This window comes from Lentzea sp. NPDC004782 (assembly GCF_040609115.1).
GTDB lineage: Bacteria > Actinomycetota > Actinomycetes > Mycobacteriales > Pseudonocardiaceae > Lentzea.
On the sequence record NZ_JBEXJN010000119.1, the window covers coordinates 1 to 11,741 of the forward strand.

An 11,741-nucleotide genomic window follows, 5' to 3' on the forward strand; every position below is an offset into this window, starting at 1 on the left:
GTGTCCCCACCCCGCCTGCCGGGCTTTTTATGGGTTTGAGGGGCGCCTTCCTCCACCTGGTGTGGAAGAAGGCGCCCTTCATCGACAGCACCAGACGGCGGGTTGCGAACACGACTTCAGGCCACCTGCTCAGCACGGCGCGGTCAACCGTGAACGCTCAATGGTTCAACCAATTGCGGGTACGGTCCGCGAGATGCGCTTGAATTCGACGCTCGGCCGCGTCGCGGTGATCGCGTACGCGCTGCTGTTCCTCCTCGGTTCCACGGCCACCGCGACCGCCTTGCCCGGCCGCGGGTGCGACACCCCGTCCATCGACCGGTTGCAGCAGTGGCTCGCCAGCGGCGAGGGTGCCACCGAACCCGCGACCGGCAGCATCCTCGTGCCCCGCAACCGCCACGAGTACTCGGCGAAGATCAAGTTCCTCGGCGACGACTGGCACGTCATGGTCGTGTGGCTGGGCAACAAGTTCGAGGCCCAAGCCGACCTGACCGGGTCGCGCGGCTTCCTGATGACCTACCGCGCCACCGACGACCTGTACGTCCAGCTGCGCCCGGCCTCGCACTGGAGCGGCGGCGACAAGTGGGTCACCAGGATCCCGTCGACCCGCGGCAGGCTCGTCACGAAGTTCTTCAGCTTCAGCCCGAAGGACTGGACGAGCCTGCCCGAGCTCGGCACGCCGGCGTACCCGTTGACCGAGGCGCTCAAGGACGCCCGCGGCCTGGTCTTCGTCGGCAAGACGCCGAACGACCTGGAGTTCCGGGGTCTCAAGATCGACGGCTACCGGCCGCCCTGCGTCTACTGAGGCTCACGTGGAGACGATCCTGCTCACGAGCGCAGGGGACTGCTCAGGTGGAGAACGGTGAGGCCGCGCCCTCGGCACGGGTGCGGCCGCGCCGTGCCGTCGCGGACAGCGGCAGAGCGATCTCCTCCAGCGACTTGTTCTCCGCGTCCACCGCGAGGAACCGCGCCACCAGCCCACCGATGATCATGATCACCGCGCCGATCAGGTACCCGATGAACAACCGCACCGGGTGCTCGCCGGTCCCGATCAGCGCGCCGTAGATCACCGGCCCGAGCGCGCCGAAGCACTGCGCGATGGCGAAGAACACGCCGATCGCCTTCGCCCGCACCTCCAGCGGGAAGATCTCGCTGACCGTCAGGTACGCGGCGCTGGCACCGGCCGAGGCGAAGAAGAAGATCACGCACCACGCGATGGTCTGCGTGATCGCGTTCAGCGCGCCGGTGTAGAACAGCACCGCCGTGACGCCGAGCAGCGCGCCGGACAGCACGTAGGTCCAGAACAGCATGGCGCGGCGGCCGATCGTGTCGAACAGGTGCCCGATCGTGAACGGTCCCACCAGGTTGCCGACCGCGAAGGCGATCAGGTACAGCGGTGTGGACTCCGACGAGACGCCGTAGAACTTGCCCAGCACCAGCGTGTAGGTGAAGAAGATCGCGTTGTAGAGGAACGACTGCGTGATCATCAGGGTCGCGCCGAGCACCGCCCGTGACGGGTACTCGCTGAACAGCACGCGGGCCAGGGCCAGGTAACCGATCTCCTCGGCGGGCTTGACCTCGATGGCCTTCTTCTCGTCGACCGGCGGCAGCGTCCTGCCGGTCTCCTCGACCTCTCGCTCGATCTCGGTGATGGACTCCTCGGCCGCGGCGTTGCGGCCGTGCATGATCTGCCACCGCGGGCTCTCCGGGAGGTGCCTGCGCACCACCAGGATCACCAGGCCCAGTACCGGTCCGATGAGGAAGCCGAGCCGCCAGCCCAGCGACAGGTCCATCTTGTTGAGCAGGATGAACGAGCCGAGCGTGCCGAGCACCGCACCCGCCCAGTACGTGCCGTTGACCGCGATGTCGACGCGGCCGCGGTACCGCGCGGGGATCAGCTCGTCGATCGCGGAGTTGATCGCCGCGTACTCACCGCCGATGCCCATGCCGGCGACGAACCTGGTCAGGTACAGGAAGATCACCCAGCCCGCGCCGTTGCCCAGCGTGAGCGCGGTGAGGCCGGAACCGACCAGGTAGACCCCGAGGGTCAGCATGAACAGCTTGCGGCGGCCCAGCCGGTCGGAGAGATGGCCGAAGTACAGCGCGCCGACGACCTCGCCGATCAGGTAGACCGTGGCGAGCAGGCCGACCGCGGTCGACGACAGGTGCAGGGTCTCCGGTTTGGTGAGCGTGTCGGCGACCGCGCTGGCGACCGTGATCTCCAGGCCGTCCAGGATCCACGCGACACCCAGCGCCACGACCATGCGGGTGTGGAACGGCGACCACGGCAACCGGTCGATCCTCGCCGGGATCAGGGTGCGTACCCCAGTGTCCATCTCTCAGCCTCTCGCCGCGATGAGCGCCTGCGGTGCGCTCTGCTTGATCCGCGTCTTCAACCACGCGAGCTGCCGCGCGGTGTCCTGCTCGCACGAACTGACGACCTGGAGGAGTTCCTTGTCCCGCAGGCCCTGTGCCGCCTGGCCCACGACGGTCCAGGTCATGTCGGTGAACGACGCCAGCGCGTACAGGTCCTGCAAGTCGCGCAACAGCCCGACGGCACCGCTTCGGGTCTCCTCGAACTCCGCGGCGTGCAGGCGTTCCGGCTCCGGCTCGCGGTCCTCGCCGTAGCGTTCGACGATCGGCGTGAGCTGGTCCACCTGCCCGTCGAGCCGCTGCGCGAGCACCTGGCAGGTGTGCTCGACGTCCGGTTCGTCGCCGTGGCCCTTCGCGACCTCGCGGAAGGCACCGGCCAGCGTCTGCAGCGACGTGTGCAGAAGTCCCAGGTAGGTCGCGAGATGCATCAGGCCCTCCTGATCCGCACAGCGCTGATCTTGAACAGCGGCTGCTTCGACACCGGGTCCCACTCGGTGAGCGTGAGCTCGTTGGCCGCCCGATCGTGCTCGCCCGGCTCGACGTCCCAGTAGCCGTAGTGGAACGGCAGGAACACCACGCCACCGCGGCACCGTCCAATCCGGACTGGAACCTTGACGCTGCCGCGTGCCGACTCGACGCGCACCAGGTCTCCTTCGGCCAAGCCGAGCTCCGCCGCGTCCTCCGGCGACATCTCCACCCACGGCTCGGGCTCGGCCTTGCGCAGCTGCGGCGTGCGGCCGGTCTTCGTGCGGGTGTGGAAGTGGTAGACCGAACGCCCTGTCGTGCAGAGGAACGGGTACTCGGCGTTCGCCTGCTCCGGCGGCGGCGTGTACTCGGCGGCCTTGAGGAACGCCCGTCCGTCCGGCTGCCGCGCCTTGTAGTCCGTCGGCGTGGTCGACGCGCCGGTGAGCAGGTCGTGGCCGTAGTCCTCGCAGTAGTCGGCCGCGGTGGGGAAGACGCCGTCGGCGTAGAGCCTTTCCTTGCCGCCCCAGGGGATTCCGCTGCCGCCGCGCAGCCTGTCGTAGGACAGGTCGGTGTAGTCGCACGGACGGCCGCGGCTGCACTCGCGCCAGGCGTCGAACGCGCCCTCCGCGTCCTTCCACTTGATCAGCGGGTTGCCGTCGAGGTCCTTGAACCCCATGCGCGTGGCGTAGTCCAGGAAGATGTCGAGGTCGCTGCGGGCCTCACCGGGCGGTTCGACGGCCTGTTCGGACAGGTGTACGACCCGCGAGAGGTTCGTGAACGTGCCCTGCTTCTCGCCCCACAGCGCGGCCGGCAGCACCACGTCGGCCAGTTCGGTGGTCTCGGTCGGGAAACCGTCCTGCGCCACCACGAACAGGTCCTCCTTGCGCAGGATCTCGCGGATGCGCGGCAGCTCCGGCAGCGAGACGGCCGGGTTCGTGGCGGAGATCCACAGGAACTTGATCGAGCCCTGCTCGGCGTACCGCCAGATCTGCATCGCGTGCGTCGGCGGCGCCCAGTGCGGGATGGTCAGCGGGTCGACGTTCCACAGCCGTGCGAGCTCCTGGACGTGCTCCTCGTTGTCCCAGTTGCGGAATCCGGGCAGATCGCCGTCGGCACCGGACTCGCGGGTGTTCTGCGCGGTCGGCTGGCCGTTCATCTGCAGCACGCCGGCGCCGGGCTTGCCGAGCAGTCCGCGCAGCAGGTGCAGGTTGTTGACCTGGCACGACGCCGCGGTCGCCTGATGCGACTGGTAGAAGCCCTGCAGCACGGTCGACAGCACGCGCTGCGAGGTGCCGAAGATCTCGGCGGACCGCACCAGGTCGACGGGGGAGATGCGGCAGATCTCGGCCACGTGCTCGGGCGTGTACGGCTCGACGGTGGCTTTCAGCTCGTCGAACCCGAGCGTGTGCGCGGCGATGTAGTCGTGGTCGATCCAGCCGCGTTCGATCACCGCGCGCAACAGCCCGTTCATCAGCGCCTGGTTCGTGCCGGGCAACGGCGCCAGGTGCACGTCCGCTGCTTCCGCGGTCGGCGTGCGCCGGGGATCCACGACGACGAGGCGAGGCCGTTCCGGTCCGGCGAGGCGATCGAGCACGCGCGCCCACATCACGGTCTGCGTGGCCGCCATGTTGTGCCCGAACAGGAACAGCGCGTCGCACAGGTCGATGTCGGCGTGGCAGGCCGGCTGGCCGTCCGAACCGAACGACTCCTTCAGCGCCGCCCCGGCCGTGGCCGTGCACAGCCTGGTGTTGCCGTCCATGTGCGGCGTGCCGATGCCCGCCTTCCCGATCACGCCGAGCGTGTAGTACTCCTCCAGGAACAGCTGCCCGCTGGTGTAGAAGCCGTGCGACAACGGTCCGACGTCGGCGAGCAGCTCCTGGGAGCGTCGCACGATCGTGTCCATCGCGGTGTCCCAGTCGGTCTCGACCAGCTCACCGCGGTGGCGGACCAACGGTTTCGTGAGTCGATCTTTGCGATGCGCTTCCCACGAGCCGTAGAGGCCTTTCGGGCCCATCCTGCCGTGGTTGACGATGTCTGACGCCCGCCCGCGAACACCGACCATCCTGCCGTCCTTGACGGCGATGTCGCAGCCGCACCCGTTGCTGCACAACACGCACGCCGACTGGACCCACCGGTCCACATCGGACTCGCCGAGGCCGTCCGCGAGCTGCTGGTCGACCCGGACCGGCCAGTGCGTCTCACGTCCGTGCGGAGTGCGTGGTCCCCATACGTCGGAAATGCGATCCACGGAATGGCAATACCCGGCGCCGCGGGAATGAAACTCAGTCGGTCAGCGCCCGCCCGTAACGTTGCAGAACCCGGTCGCGCAAATCGGCGTTCGTCCTGGGTACGGGCTGGATGAACACCTCGTCGACGTCGTGGAAGAGCTCGCGCAGCTCGTTGTCGATGCGAATGCACGCCTGTTCCACGTCACCGGCGGAATAGGTGTCGATGAAGTCGACTCGTGCACATACGAGAACTTTGTCCGTTCCGGTGAGCATGGTCTGGACGTCGACCAGGTCGTCGACCTCCGGCTGCCGCTCGACGTGCTCCCACACCGCGCGCACGAGCCGGGGGTCGGCCTGCCGCCCGATCAGCAGTCCCTTGCACACCTTGCCGAGCAGCACCGCCACCACCGCGAGCAGCACCCCGATGAGGATCGACGCGATGCCGTCCCACACCGCCGACCCGGTCAGCTGGTGCAGCCCGACACCGGCCGCCGCCAGCACGATGCCGATGACCGCGGCGAGGTCCTCGGTGAACACCGCGCGGGGTGCCGGGTCGTCGGTGCCGGCCAGCTCGCCCGCCAGGGAGAGCTGGTGCTCCGCGGCCTCCCTGCGGACCTGGCGGGTGGCCTGGAGCAGCGAGGTGCCCTCCATGAGGAACGCGATGCCGAGCACGACGTAGTTCACCCACGCGTAGGCGCTCTGCTCGTGCGGGTCGATGATCGTGTGCACGCCCTCGTACAGGGAGAACACCGCGCCGGAGATCAGGATCCCGAACGCGGCGAGCAACGACCAGAAGTAGCGCTCCTTGCCGTAGCCGAACGGGTGTTTCGAGTCGGCCGGGCGTTCGGACCTCCTGACCGCGGTGAGCAGCAGGATCTGGGTGGACGTGTCGCCCACCGAGTGCGCGGCCTCCGAGAGCAGGGCGCCCGATCCGGAGAGCAGGCCCGCCACCAGTTTGAGGACCGCGACCGCGGCGTTGGCGAGCAGCGCGAGCAGGACCGTGAAGCTGCTGCCTTCTCTTCCAGCCATGTGGTCGCGGCTACCCGCTGACGCGTCGGGTGACACGTGTTTGCGCCGTTCGCCTCGGGGAACCAGCCGACAAACGGGAGGAGACGAACGTGAGGGTTGTCGTCACCGGTGGTGCGGGCTTCCTCGGCTCGCACGTCTGCGATGCACTGTTGCGCGAGGACGCACAGGTCGTCTGCGTCGACGACTTCCGCACCGGCTCGCGGGACAACGTGCCGAACGGGGTCAGCGTGGTCGCGGCCGACGTCACCAGGCCGCTGGACCTGCTCGGGCCGGTCGACCTGATCGTGCACCTGGCGTGCCCGGCCTCGCCCGCGGACTACCTGCGGATGCCGGTGGACACCCTGCGCACCGGCGGGTTCGGCACCTACCACGCACTGGACCTGGCGCGGCGCAAGAACGCGCGGATCGTCGTCGCGTCCACCAGCGAGGTGTACGGGGATCCCGAGGAACATCCGCAGCGGGAGACCTACTGGGGGCACGTGAACCCGATCGGGCCGCGCAGCGTCTACGACGAGGCCAAGCGGTTCGGTGAGGCGATGACGATGGCGTTCCGGGCCGAACACGGGGTGGACGCGGGGATCGTGCGGATCTTCAACACCTACGGGCCGCGGATGCGGGCGCGCGACGGCCGGATGATCCCGACGTTCCTGCGGCAGGCGCTGGCGGGCGAACCGCTGACCGTGCACGGCGACGGGCTGCAGACGCGGTCGCTGTGCTACGTCTCGGACCTGGTGCGCGGCCTGCTCGCCATGGCGCGCAGCGACCACTCCGGGCCGATCAACCTCGGCAACCCCGCCGAGGTCACCGTGCTCGACGTGGCCCGCAAGACCATCGAGGTCACCGGCAGTTCGTCGGTCGTGCGGCACGTCGAGTCGATGGTGGACGATCCGCGGCGGCGCCGGCCGGACATCAGTCTGGCCGGGCAGATCCTGCGCTGGCAGCCGAAGGTCGCGCTGGAGGACGGACTTCGGTCGTTTGCCCGGGAGTTCGCCGGGTAGCCGCACGTCATGCGAGTTCTCGGGATCAACGCGATCTTCCACGACCCGGCCGCCGCACTGGTGGTCGACGGCTCCATCGTCGCGGCGGCGGAGGAGGAACGGTTCTCCCGCCGCAAGCACGGCAAGCGACCGGTGCCGTTCTCGGCGTGGGAGCTGCCGGAGCTGTCCGCGCGCTGGTGCCTCGAGCAGGCCGGGCTGACGCCGGCCGACCTCGACGCGGTGGCGTACTCCTACGACCCCGACCTGGTCGACGCCGAGTACGCGCCGTGGGAGGACCTCCGGACGACCTACGCGCGCAAAGCACCGCAGTTCCTGGCCACCGCGCTGCCCGGTCTCGACCCGGAGATCGTGCGGTTCGTGCCGCACCACGTCGCCCACGCCGCGTCCACCGGGCTCGCCGCGCCGTTCGGCGGCAACTGCGCGGTGCTCGTCGCGGACGGGCGCGGCGAGTGCGGGTCGCATCTGGCCGGCCGGTACGTGGACCAGCAGCTGACGACCTTCGCGTCGCAGCGGCTGCCGCACTCGCTCGGGCTGATGTACGAGGAACTGACCGAGCACCTGGGTTTTCTGCGGTCCAGCGACGAGTACAAGGTGATGGCCCTGGCCTCGCACGCCAAGCCGGTGCACCTCGACCTGATGCGCGAGCACGTGCTGGTGCGCGACGGCGGCTTCGAGATCCGTCCGCTGGACTGGAACACCCTCGCCAAGCAGCGCGGCAAGGACGACGAGCTGTCCCAGGAGCACGCCGAACTGGCGGCGAGCGTGCAGGTGAGGTTGGAGGAGGTGCTGCTGGAACTGGTGCGCTGGCTGCACGACCGCACCGGCGAGCGGCGGCTGACGATGGCCGGCGGGGTGGCGCTGAACTGCGTCGCCAACACCCGGATCTACGCCGAGGGACCGTTCGACGAGGTGTGGGTCCAGCCCGCCGCGGGCGACGCCGGAACGGCTCTGGGCGCGGCTCTGCACGTGTCCGACGGGGTGTCCGCGATGCCCGGTGCCGATCTCGGTCGCGGCTTCTCGGACGCCGAGATCGAGTCGGTGCTGCGGACCGCCGCGGTGCCGTTCACCAAGCCCGCGGACATCGCCGCCGAGGTGGCCGAGGCGCTGGCCGCCAACAAGATCGTGGCGTGGTTCCAGGGCCGCAGCGAGTACGGACCGCGAGCGCTCGGCCGCCGTTCGTTGCTCGCGAACCCGTGCTTCCCCGAGAACCTGACGCGGCTCAACGACGTGAAGGGTCGCGAGCAGTTCCGTCCGGTGGCACCGATGGTGCTGGCCGACCGGGCGGCCGACGTGTTCGAGCGCGGCCCGCTGCCCAGTCCCTACATGCTCTTCGTGCACGACGTCCGTCCGGAGTGGATCGACCGGATTCCGGCGGTGGTGCACGTGGACGGCACCGCGCGTGCGCAGACCGTGGCAGGCGACCCGTTGCTGGAGCGGATGTTGCGCGAGTTCGAGGCGCGCACCGGTGTGCCGGTCGTGGTCAACACGAGCCTCAACACCGCCGGTCGTCCCATGGTCGACAGCCCGCGCGACGCGCTGGAGTGCTTCGGCTCGTCGCCGATCGACCTGCTCGCCATCGGCCCGTACGCGGTGCGCCGATGAAGTACTCCGTCGTGATCCCGACCGTGGGGCGCCCGAACCTCGACGAGCTGCTGGACGCGCTGGTCGAGGGGGAGGGGCCGGAGCCGGTGGAGATCATCGTCGTGGACGACCGGGAAACCCGCCTCGGCCCCGCAGCCGCGCGCAACAGCGGCTGGCGGGAGGCTCGCGGTGACTGGGTGGCGTTCATCGACGACGACGTGGTGCTCGCGCCGGACTGGAAAGCCCAGCTGTGCGCGGACCTGGCCGGCCTGCCCGACGACGTCGGCGCGAGCCAGGCCAGGATCGTGGTGCCGCTGCCGGAGGACCGGAAACCGACCGACGCCGAACGCGGCACCGCCGGGCTGGCCTCCGCGAGGTGGATCACCGCCGACATGGCGTACCGGCGGGAAGCGCTGGCGCGGGCGGGCGGCTTCGACGAACGGTTCCCGCGTGCCTATCGCGAGGACGCCGAACTGGCGTTGCGCGTGCAGGATCTCGGCTATCGGATCGTGCGCGGCGAACGGGTGACGACCCACCCCGTGAAGCCCGCGACGTTCCTGACGAGCGTGGACCAGCAGCGCGGCAACGCCGACGACGCGTTGATGCGGCGGTTGGTGGGCCCGGGGTGGCGTGCGCGCATCGGCGGGCAGCCCGGCCGGTTCCGGATGCACGTCCTGACCACTGCTGCCGGCGCCGGTGCCGTCCTTTGTGGACTTCTGGGGTGGCGGCGCGCGGCGGTGCGGCTGGGTGCGGTGTGGGCCGCGCTGACCGGGTGGTTCGCGGTGCGGCGCATCGTGCCGGGTCCGCGGACGGCCGACGAGGTCGTGCGGATGGTGGTGACGAGCGCGTTGATCCCACCGGTTGCCTGCTGGCACCGGGTGCGCGGTGAGCTGCGCCATCGGCGGGTGAGGCCGTGAGGATCCTGGTGCTCAGGGCGCTCGGGCTGGGCGACCTCCTGACCGTGGTGCCCGCGCTGCGCGGCCTGCGGGCGGCGTTCCCGCGCTCGGAGATCACGCTCGCGGCGCCGGCGTGGCTGCGGGACGTGGTCGACCGGATCGAGGCGGTCGACCGGTTGCTGCCGACGGAGGAGCTGGCGCCGATCGAGTTCGACCGCCCCGATCTCGCGGTGAACCTGCACGGCATCGGGCCGCAGAGCACCGAGCGGCTGCTGGAGACGAGGCCGCGCGCGATCATCACGTCTCCCGAGCGGGGGGAGAAGCACGAGATCGTCCGGTGGTGCGACCTGTTGCAACGTCACGGGATCCACTGCGATCCGGACGACTTCCGGTTGCGCCCGCTGGGGCCGCGGACCGAGCGGGTCGTGATCCATCCGGGTGCGAGCACCGGCGCGCGGAGGTGGCCGGCGGAGCGGTACGCGGCGGTCGCCCGAGCGTTGGGGGACGTCGTCGTCACCGCGGGCCCCGGCGAGCGCGACCTGGCCCGTCAGGTCGCACCGAACGTCATGAGCGGCAGCCTGTCCGAGCTGATGGACCTGGTCGGCACCGCCAGACTGGTCATCTGCGGCGACACCGGCGTCGCCCACGTCGCCACGGCCTACGGCACGCCGTCGGTGCTGCTGTTCGGCCCGGTGTCACCCCGTCTCTGGGGTCCGCGGCGCGGCCCGCACCGAGTGCTCTGGCACGGCCGGACGGGTGACACGTTCGCCGACGAGCCCGGCCCCGGGCTGTTGCGGATCACGGAGGACGAAGTTCTGGACGCGGTAGGAGGTGTGCTGTGCAGTCGAAGCGAATCGGTGTCATCGGCGCGGGTTACGTCGGTCTGACGACGGCCGCGTGTTTCGCGCACCTCGGGCACCGGGTGGTCTGCGCCGACTCCGACGAGGCCAAGATCGAGGCGTTGAACGCCGGTGAGGTCTGGCTGCACGAACCCGGCCTGCGCGACCTGGTCGTCAAGGGCCTGGCGACAGGCGACCTGCGGTTCGTGACCGGCAGTTCGGTGTCCGATGTGGACTTCACGTTCGTCTGCGTGCCGACGCCGACCGGCACGGACGGCGCGGCGGACCTGACGGCCGTGGAAGCCGTGCTGGACCAGGAACCGAACGGCGTCGTGCTGAAGTCGACGGTGCCGGTGGGAACCGCGGCACGATACCCCGGCGTCGTCTCGAACCCGGAGTTCCTGCGGGAAGGGCACGCCGTCGAGGACTTCCTGCGCCCCCAACGGATCGTGGTCGGCGCCCAGGACGAACGCCAGGCGCACGCGGTGGCCGAGCTGTACGCGGCGACCAACGCGCCGACGGTGCTCACCGACAACACGAGCGCCGAGCTGGTGAAGTACGCGAGCAACTGCTTCCTGGCGCTGAAGCTGTCGTACGTCAACACGCTGGCGGAGCTGTGCGAACAGCTCGACGCCGACATCGACGGCGTCACCGAGGGCATGCGGCGCGACGACCGGATCGGCACGTCGTGCCTGCAGCCGGGACCGGGCTGGGGCGGCTCGTGCCTGCCCAAGGACACCCTGGCGCTGCTCGCCACCGCGAAGGCCGCCGGCGTCGACTTCGCGACCCTCGAAGCCGCCGTCACCACCAACCGCCACCAGCCGCACCGGGTGGTCGACCGGATCCGGCAGGAGGTCGGCACGCTCGACGGCGCCGCGATCGGGCTGCTGGGGCTGACGTTCAAGGCGGGGACGAACGACCTGCGCGACTCGCCCGCACTGGTGGTCGCGCAACTGCTCGCGCAGGAAGGCGCCCGGCTCACGGCCTACGACCCGTGCGTCAGCGACAACCGGCCGAACATCTCCGTCCTGGACAGCGCGGCGGAGGTGGCCGGGGACGCGGACCTGCTGGTGGTGCTGACGGAATGGCCGGAGTTCACCGAGCTGGACTGGCCGGACCTGGCGGAGCGGATGGCGGACCCCCGCCTCTTCGACACCCGCAACGTGGTGCCGGAGGACAAGGTCCGCGAGGCGGGCTTCCGCCTGATCAAAACCGGCCGCTAGCCGCCGCCCCGTTGTCGTAGGTTCAAGGCAATGTTTAAAAAGGATGGGGCAAAATTCAGCCGATAAAAACACGAAAACCGAGCGGGGGGGCCCGAGGGGGGTGGGGGGAAGG

At 69.9% G+C, this 11,741-nt stretch carries 10 protein-coding genes; 6 read left to right on the forward strand and 4 right to left on the reverse strand.

Annotated features, from left to right (window positions below; translation table 11 throughout):
* Positions 1 to 193: 193 nt before the first annotated feature.
* Positions 194 to 802, forward strand: coding sequence for a hypothetical protein (locus ABZV40_RS45280; RefSeq protein ID WP_355456304.1), 609 nt, complete (start codon positions 194 to 196; stop codon positions 800 to 802).
* 43 nt (positions 803 to 845) lie between these two features.
* Here the strand turns inward: ABZV40_RS45280 and ABZV40_RS45285 are convergent, their stop codons facing one another.
* The 4 genes from ABZV40_RS45285 to ABZV40_RS45300 are packed head-to-tail and all read right to left on the reverse strand — an operon-like array spanning position 846 to position 6,092.
* Positions 846 to 2,333 (reverse strand): MFS transporter, encoded by a 1,488-nt coding sequence (locus ABZV40_RS45285; RefSeq protein WP_355456305.1) that lies wholly within the window; start codon positions 2,331 to 2,333, stop codon positions 846 to 848.
* Positions 2,334 to 2,336: 3 nt separating this feature from the next.
* Entirely contained in the window at positions 2,337 to 2,798 is a 462-nt protein-coding gene (locus tag ABZV40_RS45290) for a hypothetical protein (protein WP_355456306.1), read from the reverse strand.
* Positions 2,798 to 5,083: a nitrate reductase gene (locus ABZV40_RS45295; protein WP_355456307.1), complete on the reverse strand. Its 2,286-nt coding sequence runs from the start codon at positions 5,081 to 5,083 to the stop codon at positions 2,798 to 2,800. Before ABZV40_RS45295 ends, ABZV40_RS45290 begins: the two co-directional genes overlap by 1 nt.
* A gap of 34 nt (positions 5,084 to 5,117) precedes the next feature.
* Positions 5,118 to 6,092 carry a cation diffusion facilitator family transporter gene (locus ABZV40_RS45300; protein ID WP_355456308.1) on the reverse strand — a complete coding sequence of 325 codons (975 nt, stop codon included), beginning with the start codon at positions 6,090 to 6,092 and terminating at the stop codon, positions 5,118 to 5,120.
* Positions 6,093 to 6,181: 89 nt separating this feature from the next.
* Between ABZV40_RS45300 and ABZV40_RS45305 the strand changes: the two genes are divergently transcribed.
* From ABZV40_RS45305 to ABZV40_RS45325, 5 genes are read left to right on the forward strand one after another with little or no spacing between them, the layout of a single operon-like run.
* Positions 6,182 to 7,090: an NAD-dependent epimerase/dehydratase family protein gene (locus tag ABZV40_RS45305; RefSeq protein WP_355456309.1), complete on the forward strand. Its 909-nt coding sequence runs from the start codon at positions 6,182 to 6,184 to the stop codon at positions 7,088 to 7,090.
* A gap of 9 nt (positions 7,091 to 7,099) precedes the next feature.
* Entirely contained in the window at positions 7,100 to 8,692 is a 1,593-nt protein-coding gene (locus tag ABZV40_RS45310; protein ID WP_355456310.1) for a carbamoyltransferase C-terminal domain-containing protein, read from the forward strand.
* Positions 8,689 to 9,588 carry a glycosyltransferase gene (locus ABZV40_RS45315; RefSeq protein ID WP_355456311.1) on the forward strand — a complete coding sequence of 300 codons (900 nt, stop codon included), beginning with the start codon at positions 8,689 to 8,691 and terminating at the stop codon, positions 9,586 to 9,588. The genes ABZV40_RS45310 and ABZV40_RS45315 overlap by 4 nt, the downstream gene beginning before the upstream one ends.
* The gene (locus ABZV40_RS45320; protein ID WP_355456312.1) at positions 9,585 to 10,454 is read left to right on the forward strand and encodes a glycosyltransferase family 9 protein; all 870 of its coding nucleotides are present in this window, start codon (positions 9,585 to 9,587) and stop codon (positions 10,452 to 10,454) included. Before ABZV40_RS45315 ends, ABZV40_RS45320 begins: the two co-directional genes overlap by 4 nt.
* Positions 10,406 to 11,629, forward strand: a complete 1,224-nt coding sequence (locus tag ABZV40_RS45325; RefSeq protein ID WP_355456313.1) for a UDP-glucose/GDP-mannose dehydrogenase family protein — start codon at positions 10,406 to 10,408, stop codon at positions 11,627 to 11,629. The genes ABZV40_RS45320 and ABZV40_RS45325 overlap by 49 nt, the downstream gene beginning before the upstream one ends.
* Positions 11,630 to 11,741 lie beyond the last annotated feature (112 nt).

What these genes read in the sequence shown, in the direction of transcription:
- ABZV40_RS45310 (WP_355456310.1), top strand. Translation starts at nt 7,100, where the DNA reads ATGCGAGTTCTCGGGATCAACGCGATCTTCCACGACCCGGCCGCCGCA.
- ABZV40_RS45280 (WP_355456304.1), top strand. Translation starts at nt 194, where the DNA reads ATGCGCTTGAATTCGACGCTCGGCCGCGTCGCGGTGATCGCGTACGCG.
- ABZV40_RS45300 (WP_355456308.1), bottom strand. Translation starts at nt 6,092, where the DNA reads ATGGCTGGAAGAGAAGGCAGCAGCTTCACGGTCCTGCTCGCGCTGCTC.
- ABZV40_RS45290 (WP_355456306.1), bottom strand. Translation starts at nt 2,798, where the DNA reads ATGCATCTCGCGACCTACCTGGGACTTCTGCACACGTCGCTGCAGACG.
- ABZV40_RS45315 (WP_355456311.1), top strand. Translation starts at nt 8,689, where the DNA reads ATGAAGTACTCCGTCGTGATCCCGACCGTGGGGCGCCCGAACCTCGAC.
- ABZV40_RS45285 (WP_355456305.1), bottom strand. Translation starts at nt 2,333, where the DNA reads ATGGACACTGGGGTACGCACCCTGATCCCGGCGAGGATCGACCGGTTG.